Source organism: Microbacterium oleivorans (assembly GCF_013389665.1).
Lineage (GTDB): Bacteria > Actinomycetota > Actinomycetes > Actinomycetales > Microbacteriaceae > Microbacterium > Microbacterium oleivorans_C.
Window position 1 is genome coordinate 2,795,779 of record NZ_CP058316.1, and the last position, 25,492, is coordinate 2,821,270.

Below are 25,492 nucleotides of genomic sequence, written 5' to 3' on the forward strand. Positions count from 1 at the left end.
GTCGCACGGGACCCGGCCCGAGCGCGGTTTCGCGCGTGCGAGGATTGCCCGGTGCAGCGCATCCTGACGGCCGAGCTCGACCTCGAGATGGCAGGTCCGGTCGACGTGATCCTCCAGATCGCCGCGGCCCGCTCGGTGGCGTTCCAGGCCGAGCGGCTGACGGTCTCGATCGGCGGTCGAGAGCTCGCGGCCACCGAGATCCTCGACCCGCCGGACTCGGTGCTCGCCAGCCGCCTCCACCGCATCCGGGGCGAAGCCGGTGTGGTCTCGGTTCGCTACCAGGCCGTCGTCGACGGCTCCGCACCGGTCGCCGGCACGGACGAGCGCGAGACCATCGCCTATCTCCGCCCGAGCCGGTACGCGCAGTCCGATGAGGTCTTCGCGCAGGCGCGGCGGCAGTTCGGCGGCCTGCAGGGGCGCGATCTCGTCGCTGCCGTGGGCGATTTCGTCGCGTCGAGCACGATCTACAGTCCGGGGCTGAGTCTCGGCACCGATTCGGCGGTGACCACTCTCGCCAGCGGGCACGGGGTGTGCCGCGACTACGCGCACCTCGTGATCGCCCTGCTTCGGGCGATGGACGTGCCGACGCGGTACGTCGCGTGCTACGCACCGGGTCTGCGCCCGATGGACTTCCACGCCGTCGCCGAGGCCTACGTCGATGGGGTCTGGTACGTCGTGGACGCCACGAGACTGTCGAACCGCCGCGGGCTCGTGCGCATCGCGACCGGGCGCGACGCAGCCGACTGCGCCTTCCTCAGCTACTACGGCGGCAACATCGCGCTCACCCATCTGCGCGTCGACGCCGAGGTGGCCGGCGGCGCACCGGAGTTCGACGACGCCGCTCTCGACGACCACGTGGGCTTCGTCTCGATCTCGTGATCGCCCGGCGCGGGCGGGGAGGGGGCAGCGGCGCGCCTAGAATCGGAGGGCTATGAATCCCGATGCCCTCGCCGAAGCGCTCCTGTCCGTCGTCGCCCCGCTCGCAGAGGCGCGACGCCCGGGATCGAGCGACGGGCTCACCGCCGCCGACTTCGTGTTCGAACGTCCCAAGAACCGCGACCACGGCGACTGGGCCTCCAACGCCGCCCTCAAGCTCGCGAAGACCGTCGGGGCGAACCCGCGCGAGTTCGCCGCCGAGATCGCCGTCGCTCTCGCCGAGACTCCCGGTGTGGCATCCGTCGACGTCGCCGGTCCGGGGTTCATCAACATCCGCCTCGACGCCGCCGCCGCCGGCGCCCTGGCCCGCCAGATCGTCGAGGCGGGCGCCGCGTTCGGCCACAACGACACCCAGGCCGGCGCCTCGATCAATCTCGAGTTCGTCAGCGCCAACCCCACAGGCCCGATGCACATCGGTCACACGCGGTGGGCGGCCCTCGGCGACGCGATCGCCCGGCTGCTCCTCGCGAGCGGTGCCGAGCTCGTGCGCGAGTTCTACATCAACGACGCCGGCGCGCAGATGCAGCGGTTCGGCCGCTCGGTGCTCGCGAGCGCGAAGGGCGAGCCCACCCCGGAGGACGGCTACCCGGGCGCCTACATCGACGAGCTCGCGCAGCGCGTGCTCGAGGCGCGCCCCGACCTGACGAGCCTGCCCCAGGACGAGCAGGAGCAGATCGCACTCGACCTCGGGTACGAGCTGCAGATGGCCGACCTGAAGCAGTCGCTGGAGAAGTTCAACGTGCACTTCGACGTCTTCTTCAGCGAGCGGCTGCTGCACGCGACCCCCGCCGACGGTGGTCCGAGCCTCGTCGATCAGGCCGTCGACCGTCTGCGGGCGCAAGGGCACGTGTTCGACCAGGACGAGGCCGTGTGGGTGCGGACCACCGACTTCGGCGACGACAAGGATCGCGTCATCCGGCGCTCCAACGGCGAGTACACCTATTTCGCGGCCGACGCCGCTTACTACCTGAACAAGGGCGATCGCGGTTTCGCACACAAGATCTACCTGCTCGGGGCCGACCACCACGGCTACGTCCACCGCCTCAAGGCGCTCGCCGGCGCCGCGGGCGATGACCCCGAGAAGGACATCGAGGTGCTCATCGGACAGCTCGTCTCGATCAACGGCGCGCGCCTGTCCAAGCGCGCCGGCAACATCATCGAGCTGGACGACCTGCGCGACTGGCTGGGCACCGATGCCCTGCGATACTCGCTCGAGCGCTACCCGGCCGACTCGCCGCTGACGCTCGACCCCGAGATCCTGCAGAAGCGCACCAATGACAACCCCGTCTTCTACGTGCAGTACGCCCACGCCCGCACGCACAACGTCGCGCGCAACGCGGCATCCGCCGGTGTGTCCCGCGACGCGTTCGTCCCGGAACTGCTGGCACACGAGTCCGAGTCGGCCCTGCTGGGCGCCCTGCAGGAGTTCCCGCGCATCGTCGCCTTCGCCGCCGAGCTGCGCGAGCCGCACCGCGTCGCCCGCTACCTCGAAGAGCTGGCGAGCCTGTACCACCGCTGGTACGACACCTGCCGGGTGACGCCGTTGGGCGACGAGGAGGTCACCGACCTCCACCGCACCCGGCTCTGGCTCAACGACGCGACGGGTCAGGTGCTGCGCAACGGCCTCGACCTTCTCGGCGTGAGCGCACCCGAGCGGATGTGACCCGGATGAGCGGCGAGACCCAGCCCACCCTGCCGCTCCCCGACGCGTCGGCGCCGGTCGCCGGCCCGCCGCGCCGGCGACGAGGCGGGCTCCCGTGGATCATCGCGATCGTCGTCGTGATCGTGCTGGCCGTCGTCGCCTGGTTCGTCGCCGAGCACATCACCCGCAGCATCCTCACCGACACCGTGCGCCAGCAGGTGATCACCCAGCTCGCCCTTCCCGAGGATCAGCCCATCGACGTCGACTTCGACGAGCCCGTGCTGCCCCAGGTGATCGGCGGGCGGCTGGACCGCCTCGACATCTCGAGCCGGAACGTGCCGCTCGGCGATGTCGTCGCCGACGTCTCCGTCCGTGCCAGCGATGTGCCGATCCGCGCGGACGGCGGCGACATCGGGTCGGCCGAGGCGACCGTGGTGTTCGGCGAGGACCAGTTGCAGACCCTCCTCGCCCAGGTCGACGGCGTGCCCGAGGCGGGGCTCACGCTCGACCCTCCCGATGTCACGGTCGAGGTGGAGCTGCCGATCCTCGCGGTGAGCGTGCCGCTCGGCGTCGATCTGACCCCGAGTGCCGTGGACGGCGACATCGTGCTCACTCCGCGGGCCGTGCGCCTCGCCGGCGCGGAGCTCACCGCCGATGCCGTGCGCGATCGCTTCGGCTCGGTGGCCGACCGGGTGCTGCGCGACTATCCCGTCTGCGTCCGCGACCGCCTGCCGGCCGGGCTCACGGTGCGCGAGGTCCGTGTGGAGCCGGCGTCGCTGGTGGCCGAGGTCGATGTCGACGGCGGGATCATCTCCGACCCGGCGCTGCAGGCGGAGGGCACCTGCGACTGAGCGGCGCGGCGGCTCTCAGTGGCCGTGGGCGACGAGCAGCGCGACGGCAACGAGCGCGACCAGGGCGAGCGAAGCGGTGCCGAGGGCGACGGCCGCGGTCCGAGCCATCAGCGCGAGCTCGCGGCCGCGCGGGAATGTTCGGTGACCGATCTGGTGCGCGATCACGTCGGCGACGAAACCCGCGGCGGCGATCGCGAAGATGCCGATCACCAGCGCGAAGATGGACTCGGCCACGGTGACGTGCTCAGCCGTCAGCAGGCCGGCGAGGATCGCCAGGCCCGTGACCGTGGCGTAGATGCGCTCCTTGAGCGCACCGATCCGCTCGTCCAGCGCCGCGCCGCGCACCTGCTCATTGCCCATGGTCGCCTCCTGGGCCAGGCTACAAGCGGGAGGCGCGATGATGGTGGACGACGAGGGCCGCGGACCCCTGGTGCTGATCGACACCGCAGCGTGGCGGTCGTGGCTCGATGAGAACGAGAGCACCTCGGACGGCGTACAGCTCGTGCTCGCGAAGAAGGGCGTCACCCGACCGACGTCGCTGAGCTATGCGGCCGCCCTCGACGAGGCTCTGTGCAGCGGCTGGATCGACGGCCGCCGCAACGCTCGGGACGGGGAGACGTTCCTGCAGCTGTTCACCCCGCGGCGCGCGCGTTCGATCTGGTCGCAGCGCAACGTCGAGATCGTGAACCGTCTCATCGGCGAGGGGCGCATGCGTGATCGGGGACGCGTCGAGATCGATCGTGCCCGTTCCGACGGCCGGTGGGACCGGGCGTACGCGGGGCAGGCCGCGGCCCAGGTCCCCGACGACCTGGCGGCCGCGCTGGCCGCGTCGCCGGTCGCGGCGGCGCGGCTGGCCGCTCTCGGGTCGGCCGAGCGCTACTCGGTGCTGCATCCGATCCTCACGGCGTCCTCGCCCGCGACCCGCACCGTCCGCATCGCCCGCGCCGTCGCGCGCCTCGCCGACGGCGGCTGAGGCCGCTGCCGGTGCTCCGGCACCGCCGCGCCCGCGGTCGCCGACCCCGCGCGTCACGAGGACGGGCGGCGAGCGGCGCGTGTCCTAGACTGGCGGCACCGTCGCGGCCGTGTCTGCCGGGCGGTCAACGCTCTTCCCGATTGGTGTTCTTCGTGTCCGCGTCCGACGTTCGTCCCGCTGTGCCGGAGTGGCTGCGTGTTCCGGCCGATCCGAACGATCTCGCCGAGGCGGTGTGGCCGCCCGCGTGTGCGCGCACGTCGGACGGCGTGCTGACCGTCGGAGGCGTGAGCGCCACCGAGCTCGCCGAGCGATTCGGCACTCCTCTCTACGTGCTCGACCAGGATGCCGTGATCGGCCAGGCGCGACGGGTGCGGCGTGCCTTCGCCGCCGCGGCCGAGCGTCACGGCACCACGGCACGGGTGTACTACGCGAGCAAGGCGTTCCTGAGCACCGAGGTCGTGCGCTGGGTGACCGGTGAGGGTCTTGCCGTCGACGTCGCCACGGGCGGCGAGCTCGCCGTCGCGCTCGCCGCGGGTGCGGACCCGGGCCTGATCGGGCTGCACGGCAACAACAAGTCCCGTCTCGAACTGGCCCGAGCCGTCGAACTGGGGGTCGGTTCGGTCATCGTCGACAGCCTCATCGAGATCGATCGCCTCGCCGAGATCGCAGCTGCCCGAGGCGCGGTGCAGCCCGTGCTGGTTCGCGTCAACAGCGGTGTCCACGCCGAGACCCACGACTTCCTCGCGACCGCGCACGAGGACCAGAAGTTCGGTTTCGCCCTCGCCGACGCCGACGAGGTCGTCGCGCGCATCCGCGACCTGCCCTCGCTCCGGTTCCTCGGTCTGCACTGCCACATCGGGTCGCAGATCTTCGGTACGGCCGGCTTCGCCGAGTCGGCGTCCCGGCTCGTCGAGGTGCACGCGCGGCTCCTCGCCGGTGGCGAGGCGCCCGTCCTCAACCTCGGCGGCGGATTCGGCATCGCCTACACGAGCGTCGACGACCCGACCGACATCGAGGACCTCGCCGACGGCATCGTCGACGCGGTGGCTCGCGAGTGCGTCGCCCATGGCGTCGCTCTTCCCACGCTGGCTTTCGAGCCGGGGCGTGCGATCGTCGGGCGTGCCGGCATCACCCTCTACGAGGTCGGCACCACCAAGTCCGTCCGGGTCAGCGCCGACCTCGAGCGCCTGTACGTGAGCGTCGACGGCGGGATGAGCGACAACGCCCGCCCGGCGCTCTACGGCGCCGACTACTCCGCGCGCCTGGCCGGCCGCATCAGCGCGGCTCCGCCGACGCTCGCGCGGGTGGTGGGGCGCCACTGCGAGTCCGGCGACATCGTCGTCGACGCCGAGTACCTCCCGGCCGACACCGCGCCGGGCGACCTCCTCGCGGTGCCCGCGACGGGTGCCTACTGCTTCTCGCTCGCGAGCAACTACAACTACGTCCCGCGCCCGCCCGTGGTCGCCGTCTCGGACGGCACCGCGCGGATCATCGTCCGCGGAGAGACGATCGACGACCTGCTCGCACGCGATGCGGGCATCCCCACCGAAGGAGCCGAATGACGGACTACCGCCGCCTGCGCGTGGCCCTGCTCGGAGCCGGCGCCGTCGGCTCGCAGGTCGCCGCGCTGCTGCTCAAGCACGGAGACGAGCTCGCCGACCGCGCGGGCGCCGCCCTCGACCTGGTGGGGATCTCGGTCCGCGACCTCGACGCGCCCCGGGACGTCGACCTCCCACGCGAGCTCCTGACGACCGACCCGGAGTCCCTCCTCGTCGGCTCCGACATCGTCATCGAGCTGATGGGCGGGATCGAGCCCGCCCGTACGAGCATCCTGCAGGCGATCGGTGCGGGCGCCGACATCGTCACGGCCAACAAGGCGCTCCTCGCCACCCACGGTCCGGAACTCTTCGAGGCCGCCGACCAGGTGGGGGCCTCGATCTACTACGAGGCCGCTGCTGCCGGCGCGATCCCGATCATCCGGCCGCTGCGCGACTCGCTCGCCGGCGATCGCGTCCAGCGCATCATGGGCATCGTCAACGGCACGACCAACTACATCCTCGATCGCATGGACCGCGAGGGGTCGGACTTCGCCGAGGTCCTCGCCGACGCTCAGGCGCTCGGGTACGCCGAGGCCGACCCCACCGCCGACATCGAGGGCTACGACGCTGCGCAGAAGGCGGCCATCCTCGCCTCCCTCGCCTTCCACACGGCCGTGCCGCTGAGCGCGGTCCACCGCGAGGGAATCACGCAGATCGACGCCGACATGATGGATGCCGCGCGCAAGGCCGGCTTCGTCATCAAGCTGCTCGCGGTGTGCGAGCGCCTCGCGGACGCCGAGGTGTCCTCGTCGGGCGAGTCGATCTCGGTGCGCGTATACCCCGCGCTCGTGCCGCGGGAACACCCTCTCGCAAGCGTCCACGGCGCCAACAACGCCGTGTTCGTGCAGGCCGAGGCCGCGGGCGATCTGATGTTCTACGGCGCCGGCGCGGGCGGCGTCCAGACCGCCTCCGCCGTTCTCGGCGACGTGGTCTCGGCGGCGCGCCGTCACATCGCCGGCGGCGTCGGGGTGGGGGAGTCCACGCGGGCCAACCTGCCGGTCGTGCCGATCGGGCACGTGGTGACCCGCTACCAGATCACGCTCGAGGTCGAGGACCGTCCCGGCGTGCTGGCGGCCGTGGCGGGCGTCCTCAGCGACGGGCGCGTATCGATCGCGACGCTCGAACAGACCATCGTCACCGGAGACGACGCGCAGAGTGCGCGCCTGGTGATCGGAACGCACACGGCACGCGAGCAGGACCTCAGCGACACCGTCGACGCACTCGATGCGAGCGGCGTGGTCCAGCGGGTCGTCTCGGTGCTGCGGGTAGAAGGAGACTGACATGGCACATGTTTGGCAGGGAGTCCTGCGTGAGTTCGCCGACCGGTTGGACGTCACCGACGCCTCCACCGTCGTGAGCCTGGGCGAGGGCGGAACGCCGCTCGTGCATGCCCGCGAGCTCTCGCGGATGACGGGCGCCGACGTCTGGGTGAAGTTCGAGGGCATGAACCCGACCGGCTCGTTCAAGGACCGCGGCATGACCGTCGCCCTCTCGCGCGCCGTCGAGCACGGTGCGAAGGCGGTCATCTGCGCCTCGACCGGAAACACCTCCGCCTCCGCGGCGGCGTACGCCGCTCACGCGGGCATCACCGCGGCGGTGCTCGTGCCCGAGGGCAAGATCGCCATGGGCAAGCTCAGCCAGGCCGTCGCGCACGGCGGGACCCTCATCCAGATCCGCGGCAACTTCGACGACTGCCTCGAGATCGCCCGCGAGCTCGCCGACCACTACCCGGTCCACCTGGTCAACTCCGTCAACCCCGACCGCATCGACGGACAGAAGACGGCGGCGTACGAGGTCGTCTCGCAGCTCGGCGATGCCCCGGACTTCCACTTCATCCCGGTCGGCAACGCGGGCAACTACACCGCCTACTCCCGCGGCTACCGCGAGGAGGCCGCGCGTGGTGTCGCGACGCGCGTGCCCCGCATGTTCGGATTTCAGGCGGCGGGGTCCGCGCCGCTGGTGCGTGGCGAGGTCGTGAAGAACCCCGACACGATCGCCACCGCGATCCGCATCGGCAACCCCGCCTCGTGGGACCTCGCCCTCGAGGCCCGCGACGCCACGCAGGGGTGGTTCGGCGCGATCGACGACGACCGCATCCTCGCGGCGCAGAAGCTGCTGGCGAGCACGGCGGGCGTCTTCGTCGAGCCGGCATCGGCCATCTCGGTCGCGGGCCTCCTCGATCGGGCCGAGGCGGGCGTCATCCCCTCCGGCGCCAAGGTCGTGCTCACCGTCACCGGGCACGGCCTGAAGGACCCGCAGTGGGCCCTGCGCAACCCCGACGGCACCGACGCCGAGCCGATCGTCGTCGACGCGACCACCAGCGAGGTGGCATCCGTCCTCGAACTCGCACCGCAGGCGCCGGCGTGACCCGATCGGTCCAGGTCCGCGTGCCGGCCACCAGCGCGAACCTGGGGCCGGGATTCGACACGCTCGGGCTGGCACTCAGCGTCTACGACGAGCTCGTGGTGACGGAGCTGCCGCGGCCTGGTCTGGAGATCTCCGTCTCGGGCGAGGGCGCCCACGACGTCCCCACCGACGCCACGCACCTCGTGGTGCGCGCGATGGCCTACGCGTACGAGGCGTTCGGTCGGACCCTCCCCGGCGTGCGGCTCGAAGCCGTCAACGCCATCCCGCACGGGCGGGGGATGGGGTCCTCCGGCGCTGCCGTCGTCGCGGGCCTCCTCGCCGCGAAGGGCCTCCTCGCCGGCGACGTCGAGATCGGCGAGGAAGCGCTCCTGCGTCTCGCGACGGAGCTCGAAGGTCACCCCGACAATGTCGCGCCCGCCCTGTTCGGCGGACTCACGATCGCCTGGGTCGACGAGCACGGACCGCAGCACAAGAAGCTGCTCGTGCACCGCGGCGTGGCCCCTCTCGTGTTCGTCCCGGAGTTCACGATGTCGACCTCCGTAGCGCGCGGATTCGATCCGCTCCAGGTCACCCGCGAGGACGCCATCTTCAACCTGTCGCGCTCCGCGCTGCTCGTGGCGGCCCTCACGCAGAGCCCCGACCTCCTGCTCGCCGCGACCGAGGACAAGCTGCACCAGTCCTATCGCGCTCAGGCGATGGTCGAGACCGACCGACTCGTGCGCGCGCTGCGGGCCGAAGGCTTCGCGGCGGTCGTCTCGGGGGCGGGCCCGAGTGTCCTCGTTCTCGCCGACGGCCCCGGCCGGCGATTGGCTGCCGCGGAGCTCGCCGCCACTACCACAGAGACCCGGTGGGACGCGCGGATGCTCGCCGTCGATGTGCGTGGTGGTATGGTGAGGGACCATACGGAGGGTTCCACACCCCTGTGATCTGAGCCTCCGTCGCAATTCTGCGAATCACCGCGAACACCCCTGATCCACGCCCCGCGCCATCGGCCGGAAGAGCGTGTCAGCGGATGACGCCCGCCGTGGACGGCGTCGCCTGCGGTTCTGTCATATCCACCGTTTAAGAGGAGAACTCGTGGAGTCCAACTCCGAGAACCTGACCGTCGACGAGATCGTCGAGGGCGAAGCCGAGAGCGTCGCCGCCCCCCAGGCCGAGGCGCCGCAGGAGCCGGTCGACGACGCCGCGCCGGCTGACGCCGCGCCGGCAGCCGCCGAGCCGGCTGCCGCCGCCGATCAGCCCGTCGCGGACGACGCGGCGGAAAAGCCCGTCAAGGCCCCCCGCAAGCGTGCCCCGCGCCGCGCGAAGAGCACCGATGCCCCGGCGTCCGTCGCCGAGGACGCCGCGGCGCCCGCCGAGACCGAGGCTGCGGCGCCCGCCGAGACCCAGACCGAGGCATCCGCGCCCGCCGAGGGCGAGGCATCCGCTTCCGCCGAGGGCGAGGCTGCCGCGGCACCGGCAGACACCAACGCCGCAGCCGACGCCGCGGTCGACGCGACGGAGGCCGACGAGGCTCCGAAGAAGCCGGCGCGCGGCCGTGGTCGCGGCCGCGGTGCGAAGAAGGACGCCGAGCCGGCGCCCGCCCCGAGCGCCGAGACCCCGGACGACACGTCCGCAGCATCTGACGCCGCGGCCGAGACCTCGGACACCGCGTCCGACGAGAAGTCCGGCGCCGCGGCATCCGAGGACGGTGTCGACAGCGGCGCTTCCAGCGACGACGCGTCGAAGTCCGACGGCGGCGAGGGCGAGGGCGAGGGCGAGTCGAACGGCCGCAGCCGCAGCCGGAGCCGCAACCGCAGCCGCAACCGCAACAAGGACAACGCCCCGGGCGCGAACCAGGGCGGCAACCAGAACCAGGGCGGCAACCAGAACCAGGGCGGCAACCAGAACCAGGGCGGCAACGCGCAGGGCGGCAACAACGGCCCCGCGGACGACGACAACGGCTCGGGCCAGAACGGCCGCGGGCGTCAGCGCAACAAGCGCCGCGGCCCGGTCGGCGGCGACGAGTTCGAGACCGAGATCAACGAGGACGACGTCCTCATCCCGATCGCCGGTGTGCTCGATGTGCTCGACAACTACGCCTTCGTGCGCACCACCGGCTACCTGCCGGGCACGCAGGACGTGTACGTCTCGCTCGGTCAGGTCAAGAAGTACAACCTCCGCAAGGGCGACGCCGTCGTCGGCGCGATCAAGCAGCCGCGCGAGGGCGAGCAGTCGAGCCGTCAGAAGTACAACGCGCTCGTGAAGGTCGACTCGATCAACGGCCTGTCGGTCGACGACGCGGCGAACCGCGTCGAGTTCGGCAAGCTGACGCCGCTGTACCCGCAGGAGCGGCTGCGACTCGAGACCGGACCCGAGAAGCTCACGCAGCGCATCATCGATCTGGTCGCGCCCATCGGCAAGGGCCAGCGCGGCCTGATCGTGGCGCCCCCGAAGGCGGGCAAGACGATCGTGCTGCAGCAGATCGCCAACGCGATCGCGCAGAACAACCCGGAGGTCCACCTCATGGTCGTGCTCGTCGACGAGCGCCCCGAGGAGGTCACCGACATGCAGCGCACCGTCAAGGGCGAGGTCATCGCCTCGACCTTCGACCGTCCCGCCGAGGACCACACCACGGTCGCCGAGCTGGCCATCGAGCGCGCGAAGCGCCTCGTCGAGCTCGGCCGCGACGTGGTCGTGCTGCTGGACTCCATCACCCGCCTGGGCCGTGCGTACAACATCTCGGCACCCACGTCGGGTCGTGTCCTCACCGGTGGCGTGGACGCCTCGGCCCTGTATCCGCCCAAGCGCTTCTTCGGCGCGGCGCGGAACATCGAGAACGGCGGCTCGCTGACCATCCTCGCGACGGCGCTCGTCGAGACGGGCTCCAAGATGGACGAGGTCATCTTCGAGGAGTTCAAGGGCACCGGCAACAGCGAGCTGCGTCTGTCTCGTCAGCTCGCCGACAAGCGCATCTTCCCCGCCGTCGATGTCAACGCGTCGTCCACGCGTCGCGAAGAGATGCTCCTCTCGCCCGACGAGGTGAAGATCACCTGGAAGCTGCGCCGTGCCCTGGCCGGTCTCGACCAGCAGCACGCGCTCGGCGTCATCCTCGACAAGCTCAAGGAGACGCAGTCCAACGTGGAGTTCCTGGTGCAGATGCAGAAGTCGATCCCGGCGCCCGGCGGACACAGCAACGGGCACGAGAACAGCATCCGCTGATCGTGTTCGAGTCCGTCCGGGGGCTGATCGACGAGCACCGCGCGGTGCAGGAGGAGCTCTCCGACCCCGCGGTGCACGCGGATGCCGCGCGCGCCAAGCGCGTCAACCGTCGCTATGCCGAGCTGTCGCGGATCGTCGCGGCCCACGATGCGTGGGCCGCGGCCTCCGACGATCTCGACGCCGCGCGGGAGCTCGCCCGCGAGGATGACGCGTTCGCGGCGGAGGTCCCCGGTCTCGAGGAAGGCCTGCGGGCGGCAGCCGAGCGACTGCGACGCCTGCTCATCCCGCGCGATCCCGATGACGCGCGAGACGTGATCATGGAGATCAAGCAGGGTGAGGGCGGCGCGGAGTCCGCGCTGTTCGCCGCCGACCTGCTGCGGATGTACATCCAGTACGCCGCCTCCCAGGGGTGGAAGACCGAGCTGCTCGAGCGCAACGAGTCCGACCTGGGCGGCTACAAAGACGTCCAGGTCGCCATCAAGGGCTCATCGTCCGACCCGTCGCAGGGGGTGTGGGCCCACCTCAAGTACGAGGGTGGCGTGCATCGCGTGCAGCGCGTGCCGGCCACCGAGTCGCAGGGCCGCATCCACACCTCGACGACCGGTGTCCTCGTCTTCCCCGAGGTCGACGAGCCCGAAGAGATCCACATCGATCCGAACGACCTGAAGATCGACGTCTTCCGCTCCTCGGGCCCGGGCGGGCAGTCCGTCAACACGACCGATTCGGCCGTGCGCATCACGCATGTGCCCACCGGCATCGTGGTGTCGATGCAGAACGAGAAGAGCCAGCTGCAGAACCGTGAAGCCGGCATGCGCGTGCTGCGCGCACGCCTGCTCGCCAAGCAGCAGGAGGAGCGCGACGCCGCGGCATCCGATGCGCGCCGCTCGCAGATCCGAGGCATGGACCGCTCCGAGCGGATCCGCACCTACAACTTCCCCGAGAACCGCATCGCCGATCATCGCACCGGCTACAAGTCCTACAACCTCGACCAGGTGATGGACGGCGCCCTCGCCCCCGTGATCGAGAGCTGCATCGCCGCCGACGAAGAGGCGCGACTGGCGGCCCTCGGCCAGGACTGAGCCCGAGTCTCTCCCAGCCGGCCGTGGTCGGTCAGCGGGTCAGATGTGGTACTCGGGGGCCGTGAGCAGCGCGCGCGTGTCTTCGCCGGCGCGCCGTGGCCGCGGCCGCGCCGGGACGCCGACCAGGACGGAGTCGGCGGGCGCGTCCTTCGTCACCACGGCGTTGGCGCCGACGACGCTGCGGGCCCCGATGGTGATCGGGCCGAGGATCTTCGCGCCGGCACCGACGGCGACGCCGTCCTCGATGGTCGGATGCCGCTTGCCGGCGTGACGCGTCCGACCTCCCAGGGTCACCCCGTGGTACAGCAGCACGTCATCGCCGACGATCGCGGTCTCGCCGATGACGACGCCCATGCCGTGGTCGATGAAGAACCTCCGTCCGATGCGGGCGCCGGGATGGATCTCGATGCCGGTGACCCATCGCGTCAGCTGAGACCCGGCGCGCGCGAGGAAGCGCGCGCGCCGGAGCCACAGCAGGTGCATGACGCGATACGACCACACGGCGTGGAGCCCCGGGTACAGCAACGCGATCTCGAGTCCATTGCGCGCCGCGGGATCGCGGAGCTTGGCGGCGGCGAGATCCTCGCGGATGCGTACTCGGAGCCGGCGCATCAGTCTTCGCGCAGGTCCGCGAACAGCGGCGTCGAGAGATAGCGCTCACCGAAGGAGGGGATGATCACGACGATGTTCTTGCCCTCGGCCTCGGGGCGCGCGGCGACCTGCAGCGCCGCCCAGACCGCGGCGCCCGAGGAGATGCCGACGAGGATGCCCTCCTTCGACGCGACCTCGCGCGCGACACGGACCGCGTCGTCGAAGGTGACGTCCTGCACCTCGTCGATGACGCCCTGGTCGAGGATGGGCGGGATGAAGTTCGGCCCGATGCCCTGGATCTTGTGAGGGCCCGGCTTGCCCTCGGTCAGCAGGGGCGAGTCCTTCGGCTCGACCGCGACGACCTTCACATCGGCGACGCGCTCCTTCAGCACCTGGCCGACACCCGTGATGGTGCCGCCGGTGCCGATGCCGGCGACGAAGTAGCCGATCTCGCCGTCGGTGTCGCGCAGGATCTCCTCCGCGGTCGTGCGGCGGTGCACCTCCGGGTTGGCCTCGTTCGCGAACTGCTTCGCCAGCACCGCGCCCGGGGTCTCGGCGGCGATCCTCTCGGCCTCCGAGACGGCCCCCTTCATCCCGAGCGAAGGATCGGTGAGCACGAGCTCGGCGCCGTAGGCCTTGAGGAGGAGGCGACGCTCGGTCGACATCGAGGAGGGCATCGTCAGGATCACGCGGTAGCCGCGGGCGGCGCCCACCATGGCCAGGGCGATGCCGGTGTTGCCGCTCGTGCCCTCCACGATCGTGCCGCCGGGCTGCAGCGCGCCGGCCTTCTCCGCCGCGTCGACGATCGCGATGCCCAGGCGGTCCTTGACCGACGATGCGGGGTTGTAGAACTCGAGCTTGGCCAGCACCGTGCCGGGGAGGCTCTCGCTGACGCGGTTCAGGCGCACGAGAGGGGTGTTGCCGTACGCGGTGGTGATGTCGGGGTGGATGCCGTGGGTGACCGGTTCGGACATGACTGCCTTTCGAGTTTCGAGCGGGCGCCGGCGGGCGGCGGAATCGTGGCCCAGCCTATTGTCGCCACCTGATGACAGCGCCGAATGTGACGAATCCGACGGGCTGGCTAGGCTTATCGGCGGCCATGAGCACCCCACCCGCATCCCGTTCCCGTCTGACCGACCTCGTCCGCGCCGCGACGGTCGAGCTCGAGGCGGCGTTCGTGCCGACCCCGCGGGTCGATGCCGAGCTCCTCGCGGCGCACGTTCTCGACATCGAACGGGGCGAGCTGTCGGCGGCGCTGTTCCGCGGCGACGAGATCCCCGCCGCTGCCGCGGGGCGCTATGCCGACCTCGTCGCCCGGCGCGCCGCCCGCGAACCGTTGCAGCACCTCACCGGCACCGCTCCCTTCCGCCATCTCGAGCTGCGGGTCGGACCCGGGGTGTTCGTCCCACGCCCCGAGACCGAGACGGTGGCCCAGATCGCGATCGACCTCCTCCGCGCCGCCGCCGGGCCCGCCCCGATCGCCGTCGATCTGGGCACGGGGTCGGGAGCCATCGCGCTCTCCCTGGCCACCGAGGTGCCGCACGCGCGCGTCCACGCCGCCGAGAACTCCGTGGACGCCTTCATCTGGACGAAGGAGAACTTCGCCCTGGTCGGCGCTCCGAACGCGCGCCTGGCCTTCATCGACCTCGAAGTCGCCTTCCCCGAGCTCGACGGATCGGTCTCGGTGCTGGTGTCGAACCCGCCGTACGTGCCCGACGAGGCGGTCCCGCGCGACCCCGAGGTGCGGCTGTGGGATCCGCCCGCGGCGCTGTACGGGGGAGCGGACGGGCTCGACGTGGTGCGCACCCTGTCACGGGTCGGGCTGCGGCTCGTCCACCCCGGCGGCAGCATCGTCATCGAGCACGGCGAGCTCCAGGCGGCGGCGATCCGCGGCATCCTCACCGCCGACGGCTGGTCCGCCGCGGCGACGCACCCCGACCTGACGATGCGTGATCGGACGACCACGGCCCTCCGTTCCTGAGCCGTCGGCCCTCTCGCCGTACACTGGAGCGGTCATGTCTCCCGTTTTCGACTGCCGCGATGAGACCCAGGTGCTCCCCGGCATGCGTCAGGCGCGCCAGGCCATCGGTCGCGGCGAGCTCATCGTCATGCCCACCGACACCGTCTACGGCGTCGCGGCGGACGCGTTCAGCGCATCCGCCGTGGCCGCGCTGCTCGCGGCCAAGGGGCGCGGGCGGCAGTCGCCGCCGCCGGTCCTCGTCGCCGGGATCTCGACCATGCGCGCGCTCGTGGCCGAGGTGCCCGAGGCGGTGGAGAGACTCGTCGAGGCGTTCTGGCCGGGCGGACTCACCATCGTGCTGCCCGCGCAGCCGTCGCTGTCGTGGGATCTCGGCGAGACCCGGGGCACGGTCGCGGTGCGCATGCCCGCCGACCGCTTCGCGCTCGAGCTGCTCGAGGAATGCGGTCCACTCGCCGTCTCGAGCGCGAACCTCACGAAGATGCCCGCCGCGGTCTCGATCGACGACGCGGTCCGGATGCTGGGCGACAGCGTCGCGGTGTATCTCGACGGCGGACCGGCGGCGACGGGGATCGCGTCGACGATCATCGACGCCACGACGCTGGTCGGCGCGGAGCCGTCACCGGTGCGCGTCCTGCGCGACGGAGCGGTCAGCCGCGAGGCGCTCCGGGACGTGCTGGGGGAGCTGCTCGAACCCGACCCCGAGCCCGAGCACGCCGAGGCCGCCAACCGCACGCCACCGGAGCAGCGCTCCTCCGGCGACCCCGGTGGGCCCGCCGGCGGCAGCGTCGCGTGAGGCTGTACCTGGCGACCTTCGTCGTCACGGCGATCCTCACGTTCGGCCTCACCTGGCTCGTCCTCCGGGTCAGCCTGCGCTACAAGCTGTACCCCGCCATCCGTGAGCGGGACGTGCACAAGACGCCGACGCCCAGACTCGGCGGAGTCGGGATGTTCCTGGGGGCCGCGGCCGCCATCCTCACGTCGTCGCAGATCCCGTTCTTCTCGATCTTCTGGGCCCGACCCGAGCCCATCTGGGCCATCCTCGGCGCGACCGCCCTGATCGTCGCGGTGGGTGTCGCCGACGACCTGTGGGACCTGGACTGGCTCATCAAGCTCGGCGCGCAGTTCCTCGCCGCCGGCATCGTGGTCGGTTTCGGGGGCGTTCAGCTGTACTCGATCCCGGTGGGCGGGCAGACGGTCGTCTCGAGCGCGGCGAGCTTCACCATCTCGGTGTTCTCCATCGTGGTGGTGATGAACGCGGTGAACTTCATCGACGGCCTCGACGGGCTCGTCGCGGGGGTGGCCCTCATCGCCAACGGCGTGTTCTTCACGTACACGTACCTGCTCGCGCGGGATTTCGGGAGCAGCAGCTACGCCGATCTCGCGTCGTTCCTGGCCGTGGTGCTCCTCGGTGTGTGCGCGGGGTTCCTGCCGCTGAACTGGAACCCGGCCAAGCTGTTCATGGGCGACTCGGGGGCGCTCATGATCGGGTTGCTGATGGCCTGCTCGGCCATCCTCGTCACGGGTACCCTCGTGCCCGCCACCGGCGACAACGACGTGTTCGGGCGCTCGCAGCTTCTGGGTGCGTTCATCCCGATCCTGCTGCCGGTCGTGGTCGTGCTGCTCCCGCTGCTCGACTTCGGCATGGCGGTGATCCGCCGGATGTCGCGCGGGAAGTCGCCCTTCTCGCCCGACCGCAAGCACCTCCACCACCGCATGCTCGACATGGGGCACACCGATCGCGACGCGGTGCTGATCTTCTATTCGTGGACGACCGTCGTCAGCCTCTCGGTGCTGCTGATGTACATCGGCACGACAGCCGCGTGGCCGGGGGACTACCTCCTGGGGCTCGCCTTCCTCGTGCTGGGTGTCGCGGCCTGCCTCGTCGTCACCTTCATCCCCGCCCGACCCGCGCGCTCCACCGCCTCCGAGAAAGAGCTCACCTCGTGACTTCCGCCACTCCCGACCCGTCCGCCCGCAACCGCATCTCCAGCACCCCGGTGCTGCGCGCCGCGCTGGTGTGGGGGATGGTGGTCGGTGTCGTCGTCGCCGCGGCCATGGCCCTCGTGGGCGGGTTGCTCGCTGGGCCCGACGGCGCGTGGAGCGGCGTCCTGGGCGCACTCGTGGGGATCGTCTTCCCCGCGTTCACGGCGCTCAGCATCCTCCTCGGCAACCACTGGTACGGCCACCCGCAGTGGCTCCAGATCTTCTTCGCGGTGGTGATGGGGACGTGGCTGCTGAAGTTCGTGCTGGTCATCGTCGCCCTGCTGCTGCTGTTCCAGGTCGAATGGCTCGAGCGGGGGATCTTCGCCCTCGCCGTGATCGTCGCGGCCGTCGCGTCGCTCGTCGTCGACCTCGTCGTGCTCAGCCGCATGCGGCTGTCCGGAGCCTCGGACGTGACACTCCCGACCGCCGACTCGATCGACGATTAGGTCGAGCCGGAACCTTTGGTAGTGTGGGACTACACTCTGCGGCCGGTGTGCAGTGGCGACACTGAGGCCCCGCTGGAGTCGTTCCCCTTCTAAACCCTCACCGAGCTAGTCCTGGCTGGCCCGAGAAGCTGGAGCCAATACGTTGACTCAAGCGACGACGATTGTCGCAGCGGCGGCATCGGACAACGAGTTCCACCCGCCGTCCATCTCCGACTTCTTCCCGCCGGCTCTGCTGTTCGAAGGCACGCCCTTCGAGTTCACGCGGATCAGCATGGTGCAGGTCATCGCCACCGTGCTGCTGGTGCTCTTCCTGGTGCTGGGCACGCGCCGCCTCTCGGTGGTGCCGGGTCGCTTCCAGAGCGTGGTCGAGTTCGGTTTCGGATTCGTCCGCGACCAGGTCGTGTACCAGGTCCTGGGCGAGAAGGACGGCCGGCGCTTCCTGCCGCTGCTGACCGCGATGTTCTTCACGATCCTCTTCATGAACCTCACGGGTGTGATCCCGGGCATGAACATCGCCGGGACCTCGGTCGCGGGCGCACCTCTGGTGTTCGCCTTGGTGGCCTACGTGATGTTCATCTACGCCGGCATCAAGAAGCACGGCGTCGGCCACTTCCTGAAGAACTCGCTCGTCCCCAGCGGCGTGCCGGTGTACCTGCTGCCGATCATCGCGCTGGTCGAGCTCATCTCGACCTTCATCGCGCGGCCGGTGTCGCTGTTCCTGCGACTCCTGCTGAACATGATGGTCGGACACCTCATGCTCGTGCTGTTCTTCGCGGCGACCCAGTTCTTCCTGATGGGCTTCAACGCCTTCACGCCGCTCGCCGCAGGCACGCTCGCGATGGGCTTCGCCTTCACCCTCTTCGAGATCTTCGTCTCGATCCTCCAGGCCTACGTCTTCACGATCCTCACCGCGGTCTACATCCAGCTCGCGGTCGCGGAAGAGCACTGACGAGCAGCTGTCCGGCTGCTCGCCCTACGAAAGGAAAACACCAGTGGACGCAACGACGGTTCTCGCCCAGGTCACCGGCAACATCGCGACCGTGGGTTACGGCCTCGCGGCCATCGGCCCGGCCATCGGCCTCGGCATCATGATCGGCAAGACCATCGAGTCGACCGCCCGTCAGCCCGAGCTCGCCGGCCGCCTGCAGAGCACCATGTTCATCGGTGTCGCGTTCATCGAGATCCTCGCGCTGATCGGCATCGTCACGCCGTTCATCTTCAACGCGCTCTGATCCCGACGCGACCCACAGATAAGGAGACAGGATGCTGAACGCTCTTGTCACGATTGCGGCTGAGGAGGGATCGGACCAGATTCCGATCCTGCCGGCCTATTACGACATCATCTGGTCGGCCGTCTGCTTCCTCGTCATCATCTTCGTCGTGGTGCGCTATGCGATGCCCCGGCTCAACACGGTGCTCGACGCGCGCAGCGCTGCCATCGAAGGCAACATCGCCAAGGCGGACGAGGCGCAGCGCAAGGCCGAGCAGGCTCTCGAGGAGTACACGGCGCAGCTCGCCGAGGCTCGCAAGGAAGCCGGCGAGATCCGCGACGCCGCTCGCGAGGACGGTCGCAAGATCGTCAGCGAGGCGAAGCACAACGCATCGGCCGAGGCTGAACGCCTCACCGCGGCCGCGCACACGCAGATCGAGGCCGAGCGCCAGGCGGCGGTCGTCTCGCTGCGCAGCGAGGTCGGCTCGTTGGCGCTCGATCTGGCCGGCGGTGTGATCGGTGAGACCCTCTCGGACGACCAGAAGGCCCAGGCCGTCGTCGACCGATTCCTCAGCGAGCTCGAGGCTTCCGAGAAGGCGTCCAACTGATGGGCAGCGCGACCACTCAGGCACTCGTCGCGACGACGGCGGCGATCGGCGAGACGGCCGGGCTGACGCTCGACGTGGCCGGTGAGCTGTTCGTCGCCGCGCGGGCTCTGGCGGACTCGCCGCAGCTGAGCGGCGCGCTGACGGACAACGCGGCCTCGCCGCAGGCCCGCGACCAGGTCGTGAGCGACGTGTTCGGCTCGGCGTTCGCGTCGCAGACCGTCTCGCTGCTCCGCACGGCCGTCGTCCAGCGCTGGTCGTCGGTCGACGATTTCGTGGATGCCGTCGAGGAGCTCGCCATCCGGGCTGCGGCCGTCGCCGACGCCGGCGACGTCGAGAACGAGCTCTTCGGGGTGCTGCACACCGTGGCGGCCAACCCCGAGCTCGAGCTCGCGCTGGGCAGCCGTATCGGTGAGGCGGCCCAGAAGGGCGCGCTCGTCGACCGTCTGCTCGACGGCCGTGCCGGGGCCGGCGCCCGCCTCATCGCCTCGGCGATCGTGCAGCGTCCCCGCGAGCGCCGGGTGCGCCAGCTGCTCGAGCGCGCGATCCGCATCGTGTCGAGCCAGCGCGGGCGCGTCGTCGCCACCGTGCGCGTCGCCGCCCCGCTGAACGACCATCAGCGGGCCCGCCTGACCGACACCCTCTCGAGCCGCTACGGCACCGCCGTCTCGCTCAACCTGCTCGTCGACCCCACGGTCGTCGGCGGGCTGCGCATCGAGATCGGCGACGACGTCATCGACGCCACCGTGGCCTCTCGCCTCTCCGATCTCCGCCAGCGACTGGCGGGCTGACCACCACACCGCCCGCAGGGGCGGACCGGCCGGACGCATCCGGACCCACAGACTCAGGACCGAAGGAACACCATGGCAGAACTGTCCATCAGCCCGGATGTCATCCGTGACGCGCTGAAAGACTTCGTCGCCGCGTACGAGCCCACCGGGGCCGCCGCGACCGAGGTCGGCACCGTCGTCGACGCGGCCGACGGCATCGCCCACGTCGAGGGTCTGCCCGGCGTCATGGCGAACGAGCTCGTCCGCTTCGAGAACGGCGTCGAGGGCCTAGCCCAGAACCTCGACGAGCACGAGATCGGTGTCGTCGTCCTCGGCGACTTCGCCGGCGTGCAGGCGGGCCAGAAGGTCACCCGCACCGGCGAGGTGCTGTCGGTGGGCGTGGGCGAGGGCTACCTCGGTCGTGTCGTCGACCCGCTCGGCAACCCGATCGACGGCCTCGGCGCGATCGCGTCCGAGGGACGACGTGCCCTCGAGCTTCAGGCGCCCGGCGTCATGCAGCGAAAGAGCGTGCACGAGCCGATGCAGACCGGCATCAAGGCCATCGACGCGATGATCCCGGTCGGCCGCGGTCAGCGTCAGCTGATCATCGGCGACCGCCAGACCGGCAAGACGGCGATCGCGATCGACACGATCATCAACCAGAAGGCCAACTGGGAGTCGGGCGACGTCAGCAAGCAGGTCCGCTGCATCTACGTCGCCATCGGCCAGAAGGGCTCGACCATCGCCTCGGTGAAGGGCGCGCTCGAGGACGCCGGTGCCATGGAGTACACGACGATCGTCGCGGCCCCGGCATCCGACCCGGCCGGCTTCAAGTACCTCGCGCCGTACACCGGTTCGGCCATCGGCCAGCACTGGATGTACGAGGGCAAGCACGTCCTGATCATCTTCGACGACCTGTCGAAGCAGGCCGAGGCCTACCGTGCGGTGTCGCTCCTCCTGCGTCGCCCGCCGGGCCGCGAGGCGTACCCCGGTGACGTCTTCTACCTGCACTCGCGTCTGCTCGAGCGCTGCGCCAAGCTGTCCGACGAGCTGGGCGCCGGATCGATGACGGGTCTGCCGATCATCGAGACGAAGGCCAACGACGTCTCGGCGTACATCCCGACCAACGTGATCTCGATCACCGACGGCCAGATCTTCCTCCAGTCCGACCTCTTCAACGCCAACCAGCGTCCCGCGGTCGACGTGGGTATCTCCGTCTCGCGCGTCGGCGGTGACGCTCAGGTCAAGTCGATCAAGAAGGTCTCGGGCACGCTGAAGCTCGAGCTCGCGCAGTACCGCTCGCTCGAGGCGTTCGCGATGTTCGCATCCGACCTGGATGCCGCATCCCGTCGCCAGCTGGCGCGCGGTGCCCGTCTGACCGAGCTGCTCAAGCAGCCGCAGTACTCGCCGTACCCCGTCGAGGAGCAGGTCGTCTCGATCTGGGCCGGAACCAACGGCAAGCTCGACACCATCGAGGTCGAGGACGTGCTGCGTTTCGAGCGGGATCTGCTCGACCACCTCGGGCGCAACACCTCGATCCTCGACACGCTGCGTGAGACCAACGTGCTCAGCGACGACATCGCCGCCGAGCTCGAGAAGGTCGTCGACGAGTTCGTGCTCGAGTTCCAGGGCGGAAAGGGCCAGGCGATCAACAAGCCGGGCCGGGAAGACATCGCCGCCGCAGAGGCCGAAGACGTGAACCAGGAGCAGATCGTCAAGGGCCGCCGCGGCTGACGCGGAGGACGACACACTATGGGCGCACAACTCCGGGTCTACAAGCAGAAGATCAGCTCTGCTCAGACGACCAAGAAGATCACGAAGGCGATGGAGCTCATCGCGGCCTCGCGCATCCAGAAGGCGATGGGACGCGTCCGCGCGTCCTCCCCCTTCGCGCGGGCCGTGACGCGCGCCGTCTCCGCGGTGGCGACCCACTCCGATGTCGACCACCCGCTGACGACCGAGCGCGAGACGATCCGTCGTTCCGCGGTGGTCATCTTCGCCTCCGACCGCGGGCTCGCCGGCGCGTTCAACTCGCAGATCCTCCGTGAGGGCCTCGAGCTGTCCGAGCTGCTGCGCTCGCAGGGCAAGGAAGTGGACTACTACCTGATCGGTCGCAAGGCCGTCGGGTACTTCCAGTTCCGACGCATGCGGGCCGCGGGAGAGTGGACGGGCGACACCGACACACCGCACTTCAGCACGGCCGAGCAGGTCGCCGGGGCCCTCCTCGACGCCTACGCGCAGGGCGGCGAAGACGGCGGCGTCGACGAGATCCACCTCGTGTACAACCGCTTCGTCAGCATGATGACGCAGACCCCGGAGTCGGTCCGGCTGCTTCCGCTCGAGGTCGTCGAAGCCGATGCGGCGGGAGCGGACGATGCTCCGGTCTACCCGCTGTACGAGTTCGAGCCCGACCCCGAGACGGTCCTCGATGCTCTGCTTCCGGTGTACGTCCAGAGCCGTGTGTTCAACGCGCTGCTCCAGTCGTCGGCCGCGAAGCACGCCGCGACCCAGAAGGCGATGAAGTCGGCCAGCGACAACGCCGACAAGCTCATCACCGATTACACCCGCCTGCGCAACAACGCTCGCCAGGCCGAGATCACTCAGCAGATCGCCGAGATCGTCGGCGGCGCCGACGCTCTGGCGTCGGGCAAGTAAGACCAACCGAAAGAGACAGACAATGACCACCGTCACAGCCGTTGCCACGTCGGTCGTCGGCCGCGTTGCGCGCGTCACCGGCCCCGTCGTCGACATCGAGTTCCCGCACGACTCGATCCCCGACATCTACAACGCCCTCAAGACCACGATCACGATCGACGGCCAGTCGACCGAGATCACGCTCGAGGTCGCCCAGCACCTGGGCGACGACCTCGTCCGCGCGATCTCGCTCAAGCCGACCGACGGCATGGTCCGCGGCCAGGAGGTGCGCAACACCGGCGGTCCGATCACGGTCCCCGTCGGCGACGTCACCAAGGGCAAGGTGTTCAACGTCACGGGCGACGTGCTCAACGCCGCAGAGGGCGAGACCATCGAGGTCACCGAGCGCTGGGGCATCCACCGTCAGGCGCCGAGCTTCGACCAGCTCGAGTCGAAGACGACGATGTTCGAGACGGGCATCAAGGTCATCGACCTGCTCACCCCGTACGTGCAGGGTGGAAAGATCGGCCTGTTCGGCGGCGCCGGTGTCGGCAAGACCGTCCTCATCCAGGAGATGATCCAGCGCGTCGCGCAGGACCACGGTGGTGTGTCGGTGTTCGCCGGTGTCGGCGAGCGGACCCGTGAGGGCAACGACCTCATCCACGAGATGGAGGAGGCGGGCGTCTTCGACAAGACGGCCCTGGTGTTCGGTCAGATGGACGAGCCGCCGGGAACGCGTCTTCGCGTCGCCCTGTCGGCTCTCACGATGGCGGAGTACTTCCGCGACGTGCAGAAGCAGGACGTGCTGCTGTTCATCGACAACATCTTCCGCTTCACGCAGGCCGGTTCCGAGGTCTCCACGCTGCTGGGCCGCATGCCCTCGGCCGTGGGCTACCAGCCGAACCTCGCCGACGAGATGGGTGTGCTCCAGGAGCGCATCACCTCGACGCGCGGTCACTCGATCACGTCGCTCCAGGCGATCTACGTCCCCGCCGACGACTACACCGACCCGGCACCGGCGACGACCTTCGCGCACCTCGACGCCACGACCGAGCTCTCGCGCGAGATCGCGTCGAAGGGTCTGTACCCGGCCGTCGACCCGCTGAGCTCGACCAGCCGCATCCTGGACCCGCGCTACATCGGCGACGACCACTACCGGGTCGCGACGTCGGTCAAGCAGATCCTCCAGAAGAACAAGGAACTGCAGGAGATCATCGCCATCCTCGGTGTCGACGAGCTGTCGGAGGAAGACAAGATCGTCGTCTCCCGCGCGCGCCGCATCCAGCAGTTCCTGTCGCAGAACACCTACATGGCGAAGAAGTTCACCGGTGTCGAGGGCTCCACGGTCCCGATCAAGGAGACCATCGAGTCGTTCGACGCGATCGTCAAGGGCGACTTCGACCACGTGGCCGAGCAGGCCTTCTTCAACGTCGGCGGCATCGGCGACGTCGAGGAGAAGTGGGCGAAGATCCAGAAGGAGAACAGCTGACATGGCTCTGACGGTCACGCTCGTCTCCGCCGAGGCGGAGGTCTGGTCCGGCGAGGCCACCCTCGTCGTGGCCAAGACGGTCGAGGGCGAGATCGGCTTCATGGCTGGTCACGAGCCGGTCCTGGCCATCCTGGCCGAGGGCCAGGTCCGCATCACCCAGCCGGGCGGCGGCAAGATCGTCGCCAACGCCCAGGACGGGTTCCTGTCGATGGAGGGTGACGAGCTCACCATCGTGGCCGGAAACGCCGCACTGGCCTGACGCGAGAACACGACGAGAGACCACACCCGGCCGGGTGTGGTCTCTCGCGTTGAGGGAGGAGATCGGATGCTGGTGCTGCTGCCCCCGTCCGAGACCAAGCGCAGCGGGGGAGCGGGCGAGCCGCTCGATCTCACCCGGCTCGCGCTGCCGCAGCTGCTGCCCGAGCGCCGCGTCGTCGTGGATGCCCTCGTGAAGCTGTCCGCCGACACCGAGACCGCCGTGCGCGTGCTCAAGCTCAGCGCACGCCAGCACGACGACATCGCGCGCAACGCCGAGCTGAAGTCGGCGCCGACGATGGCTGCCGTCGACCGCTACACCGGCGTCCTGTTCGATGCGCTGGGGGCGGACTCGCTCGACGCTCCTGCCCGGCGTTGGCTCGGAGCGCACGCGCTCATCCAGTCGGCGCCGTTCGGTCCGATCGGTGCCCTCGACCCGATCCCCGCGTACCGCCTGGCCGCCGGCACGGCGGTGCCGGGTGCACCGCCGCTGCGACGCCACTGGGCGGCTGCGGCATCCGCGGCGCTGGAGGCCCTGGACGCGCCGTTCGTGCTCGATCTGCGATCCGAGGCCTACGTCGCGCTGGCGCCCCTCCCCGCGACGACTCCTTCTGCGTTCGTCCGTGTCGTCACGGCGGCGGGCGACGGAACGGTGCGGGCACTCAATCACTTCAACAAGCACGCGAAGGGCGAGCTGGTGCGTGCCTTGGCGCAGGCGCGTCCCCGGATCGCCTCGCGGTCGGGTTTCGTCCGCTGGGCCGACGCGGCCGGCTGGGCGGTGCGCGACGCGGGCGGCGCCGGCGAGGTGCAGCTCGTCGTCTGAGTGCGACGCGGGCGATGGGCCGTCGTGGCAGATCCCACGCGCGGGTTCGGGTTTTCGC

Annotated in this window: 26 protein-coding genes; 23 read left to right on the plus strand and 3 right to left on the minus strand. The window is 70.2% G+C overall.

Annotation, left to right across the window (positions count from 1 at the left end; genetic code table 11):
• The first annotated feature begins 51 nt into the window (after positions 1-51).
• Genes HW566_RS13250 through HW566_RS13260 form a run of 3 tightly spaced genes read left to right on the plus strand, consistent with a single transcriptional unit; the run spans position 52 to position 3,429 of the window.
• Entirely contained in the window at positions 52-879 is an 828-nt protein-coding gene (locus HW566_RS13250; RefSeq protein ID WP_178013594.1) for a transglutaminase-like domain-containing protein, read from the plus strand.
• 52 nt (positions 880-931) lie between these two features.
• Complete coding sequence (locus HW566_RS13255; RefSeq protein WP_178013595.1) at positions 932-2,599, plus strand: arginine--tRNA ligase; 1,668 nt, start codon at positions 932-934, stop codon at positions 2,597-2,599.
• 5 nt (positions 2,600-2,604) lie between these two features.
• Positions 2,605-3,429: an LmeA family phospholipid-binding protein gene (locus tag HW566_RS13260; protein ID WP_178013597.1), complete on the plus strand. Its 825-nt coding sequence runs from the start codon at positions 2,605-2,607 to the stop codon at positions 3,427-3,429.
• 15 nt (positions 3,430-3,444) lie between these two features.
• Here HW566_RS13260 and HW566_RS13265 read toward each other — a convergent pair whose 3' ends face one another.
• Complete coding sequence (locus HW566_RS13265) at positions 3,445-3,789, minus strand: hypothetical protein (RefSeq protein WP_178013599.1); 345 nt, start codon at positions 3,787-3,789, stop codon at positions 3,445-3,447.
• 40 nt (positions 3,790-3,829) lie between these two features.
• On the opposite strand from HW566_RS13265, the gene HW566_RS13270 reads away from it, so the two are divergent.
• The 7 genes from HW566_RS13270 (at position 3,830) to prfA (ending at position 12,647) form a co-directional block, all read left to right on the plus strand.
• Positions 3,830-4,402, plus strand: a complete 573-nt coding sequence (locus HW566_RS13270) for a YdeI/OmpD-associated family protein (RefSeq protein WP_178013601.1) — start codon at positions 3,830-3,832, stop codon at positions 4,400-4,402.
• Positions 4,403-4,554: 152 nt separating this feature from the next.
• Positions 4,555-5,964: a diaminopimelate decarboxylase gene (gene lysA / locus HW566_RS13275; RefSeq protein ID WP_178013603.1), complete on the plus strand. Its 1,410-nt coding sequence runs from the start codon at positions 4,555-4,557 to the stop codon at positions 5,962-5,964.
• Positions 5,961-7,280, plus strand: coding sequence for a homoserine dehydrogenase (locus HW566_RS13280; RefSeq protein WP_178013605.1), 1,320 nt, complete (start codon positions 5,961-5,963; stop codon positions 7,278-7,280). The genes lysA and HW566_RS13280 overlap by 4 nt, the downstream gene beginning before the upstream one ends.
• Before the next feature lies 1 nt (position 7,281).
• Positions 7,282-8,367, plus strand: a complete 1,086-nt coding sequence (thrC, locus tag HW566_RS13285) for a threonine synthase (protein WP_178013607.1) — start codon at positions 7,282-7,284, stop codon at positions 8,365-8,367.
• A complete protein-coding gene (gene thrB / locus HW566_RS13290; protein WP_178013609.1) occupies positions 8,364-9,293 on the plus strand; it encodes a homoserine kinase in 930 nt (309 codons plus the stop codon). Before thrC ends, thrB begins: the two co-directional genes overlap by 4 nt.
• Positions 9,294-9,444: 151 nt before the next feature.
• The gene (rho, locus tag HW566_RS13295; protein WP_256728719.1) at positions 9,445-11,568 is read left to right on the plus strand and encodes a transcription termination factor Rho; all 2,124 of its coding nucleotides are present in this window, start codon (positions 9,445-9,447) and stop codon (positions 11,566-11,568) included.
• A gap of 2 nt (positions 11,569-11,570) precedes the next feature.
• Positions 11,571-12,647 (plus strand): peptide chain release factor 1, encoded by a 1,077-nt coding sequence (gene prfA / locus HW566_RS13300; protein ID WP_178013611.1) that lies wholly within the window; start codon positions 11,571-11,573, stop codon positions 12,645-12,647.
• A gap of 39 nt (positions 12,648-12,686) precedes the next feature.
• Here the strand turns inward: prfA and epsC are convergent, their stop codons facing one another.
• Complete coding sequence (gene epsC / locus HW566_RS13305) at positions 12,687-13,259, minus strand: serine O-acetyltransferase EpsC (protein ID WP_178013612.1); 573 nt, start codon at positions 13,257-13,259, stop codon at positions 12,687-12,689.
• Positions 13,259-14,212, minus strand: coding sequence for a cysteine synthase A (gene cysK / locus HW566_RS13310; RefSeq protein ID WP_178013614.1), 954 nt, complete (start codon positions 14,210-14,212; stop codon positions 13,259-13,261). Before cysK ends, epsC begins: the two co-directional genes overlap by 1 nt.
• A gap of 125 nt (positions 14,213-14,337) precedes the next feature.
• Here cysK and prmC point away from each other — a divergent pair, with 125 nt between their 5' ends.
• The 13 genes from prmC to HW566_RS13375 all read left to right on the plus strand — a co-directional run bounded on the left by prmC (position 14,338) and on the right by HW566_RS13375 (position 25,434).
• On the plus strand, positions 14,338-15,219 hold the full coding sequence (gene prmC, locus HW566_RS13315; RefSeq protein WP_178013616.1) for a peptide chain release factor N(5)-glutamine methyltransferase: 882 nt from the start codon (positions 14,338-14,340) through the stop codon (positions 15,217-15,219).
• 34 nt (positions 15,220-15,253) lie between these two features.
• Entirely contained in the window at positions 15,254-16,012 is a 759-nt protein-coding gene (locus HW566_RS13320) for an L-threonylcarbamoyladenylate synthase (protein ID WP_178013618.1), read from the plus strand.
• Complete coding sequence (locus HW566_RS13325) at positions 16,009-17,166, plus strand: MraY family glycosyltransferase (protein WP_178013620.1); 1,158 nt, start codon at positions 16,009-16,011, stop codon at positions 17,164-17,166. Before HW566_RS13320 ends, HW566_RS13325 begins: the two co-directional genes overlap by 4 nt.
• Entirely contained in the window at positions 17,163-17,648 is a 486-nt protein-coding gene (locus HW566_RS13330; protein ID WP_178013621.1) for a hypothetical protein, read from the plus strand. The genes HW566_RS13325 and HW566_RS13330 overlap by 4 nt, the downstream gene beginning before the upstream one ends.
• Positions 17,649-17,790: 142 nt before the next feature.
• A complete protein-coding gene (gene atpB, locus HW566_RS13335) occupies positions 17,791-18,597 on the plus strand; it encodes a F0F1 ATP synthase subunit A (protein WP_256728721.1) in 807 nt (268 codons plus the stop codon).
• A 43-nt stretch (positions 18,598-18,640) separates the two neighbouring features.
• On the plus strand, positions 18,641-18,880 hold the full coding sequence (gene atpE / locus HW566_RS13340; RefSeq protein ID WP_023955203.1) for an ATP synthase F0 subunit C: 240 nt from the start codon (positions 18,641-18,643) through the stop codon (positions 18,878-18,880).
• Between the two features lie 31 nt (positions 18,881-18,911).
• Positions 18,912-19,466 carry a F0F1 ATP synthase subunit B gene (locus tag HW566_RS13345; protein WP_178013623.1) on the plus strand — a complete coding sequence of 185 codons (555 nt, stop codon included), beginning with the start codon at positions 18,912-18,914 and terminating at the stop codon, positions 19,464-19,466.
• Positions 19,466-20,254: a F0F1 ATP synthase subunit delta gene (locus HW566_RS13350; RefSeq protein WP_178013625.1), complete on the plus strand. Its 789-nt coding sequence runs from the start codon at positions 19,466-19,468 to the stop codon at positions 20,252-20,254. The genes HW566_RS13345 and HW566_RS13350 overlap by 1 nt, the downstream gene beginning before the upstream one ends.
• Before the next feature lie 72 nt (positions 20,255-20,326).
• Positions 20,327-21,967 carry a F0F1 ATP synthase subunit alpha gene (gene atpA / locus HW566_RS13355; protein ID WP_178013627.1) on the plus strand — a complete coding sequence of 547 codons (1,641 nt, stop codon included), beginning with the start codon at positions 20,327-20,329 and terminating at the stop codon, positions 21,965-21,967.
• 18 nt (positions 21,968-21,985) lie between these two features.
• Positions 21,986-22,888, plus strand: a complete 903-nt coding sequence (locus HW566_RS13360) for a F0F1 ATP synthase subunit gamma (protein WP_178013629.1) — start codon at positions 21,986-21,988, stop codon at positions 22,886-22,888.
• A gap of 22 nt (positions 22,889-22,910) precedes the next feature.
• A complete protein-coding gene (atpD, locus tag HW566_RS13365; RefSeq protein ID WP_178013631.1) occupies positions 22,911-24,356 on the plus strand; it encodes a F0F1 ATP synthase subunit beta in 1,446 nt (481 codons plus the stop codon).
• Position 24,357: 1 nt separating this feature from the next.
• Entirely contained in the window at positions 24,358-24,615 is a 258-nt protein-coding gene (locus HW566_RS13370) for a F0F1 ATP synthase subunit epsilon (protein WP_178013633.1), read from the plus strand.
• A 66-nt stretch (positions 24,616-24,681) separates the two neighbouring features.
• Entirely contained in the window at positions 24,682-25,434 is a 753-nt protein-coding gene (locus HW566_RS13375; RefSeq protein WP_178013635.1) for a YaaA family protein, read from the plus strand.
• Positions 25,435-25,492: the final 58 nt, after the last annotated feature.

Bases quoted from the DNA above. Each gene is read 5' to 3' on its own strand.
- cysK (WP_178013614.1), bottom strand. From the start codon at position 14,212: ATGTCCGAACCGGTCACCCACGGCATCCACCCCGACATCACCACCGCG.
- epsC (WP_178013612.1), bottom strand. From the start codon at position 13,259: ATGCGCCGGCTCCGAGTACGCATCCGCGAGGATCTCGCCGCCGCCAAG.
- HW566_RS13265 (WP_178013599.1), bottom strand. From the start codon at position 3,789: ATGGGCAATGAGCAGGTGCGCGGCGCGGCGCTGGACGAGCGGATCGGT.
- atpD (WP_178013631.1), top strand. From the start codon at position 22,911: ATGACCACCGTCACAGCCGTTGCCACGTCGGTCGTCGGCCGCGTTGCG.
- HW566_RS13320 (WP_178013618.1), top strand. From the start codon at position 15,254: ATGTCTCCCGTTTTCGACTGCCGCGATGAGACCCAGGTGCTCCCCGGC.
- HW566_RS13375 (WP_178013635.1), top strand. From the start codon at position 24,682: ATGCTGGTGCTGCTGCCCCCGTCCGAGACCAAGCGCAGCGGGGGAGCG.
- HW566_RS13345 (WP_178013623.1), top strand. From the start codon at position 18,912: ATGCTGAACGCTCTTGTCACGATTGCGGCTGAGGAGGGATCGGACCAG.
- HW566_RS13370 (WP_178013633.1), top strand. From the start codon at position 24,358: ATGGCTCTGACGGTCACGCTCGTCTCCGCCGAGGCGGAGGTCTGGTCC.
- prmC (WP_178013616.1), top strand. From the start codon at position 14,338: ATGAGCACCCCACCCGCATCCCGTTCCCGTCTGACCGACCTCGTCCGC.
- HW566_RS13255 (WP_178013595.1), top strand. From the start codon at position 932: ATGAATCCCGATGCCCTCGCCGAAGCGCTCCTGTCCGTCGTCGCCCCG.
- HW566_RS13270 (WP_178013601.1), top strand. From the start codon at position 3,830: ATGGTGGACGACGAGGGCCGCGGACCCCTGGTGCTGATCGACACCGCA.
- thrC (WP_178013607.1), top strand. From the start codon at position 7,282: ATGGCACATGTTTGGCAGGGAGTCCTGCGTGAGTTCGCCGACCGGTTG.
- HW566_RS13280 (WP_178013605.1), top strand. From the start codon at position 5,961: ATGACGGACTACCGCCGCCTGCGCGTGGCCCTGCTCGGAGCCGGCGCC.
- HW566_RS13360 (WP_178013629.1), top strand. From the start codon at position 21,986: ATGGGCGCACAACTCCGGGTCTACAAGCAGAAGATCAGCTCTGCTCAG.
- HW566_RS13350 (WP_178013625.1), top strand. From the start codon at position 19,466: ATGGGCAGCGCGACCACTCAGGCACTCGTCGCGACGACGGCGGCGATC.
- HW566_RS13260 (WP_178013597.1), top strand. From the start codon at position 2,605: ATGAGCGGCGAGACCCAGCCCACCCTGCCGCTCCCCGACGCGTCGGCG.
- atpA (WP_178013627.1), top strand. From the start codon at position 20,327: ATGGCAGAACTGTCCATCAGCCCGGATGTCATCCGTGACGCGCTGAAA.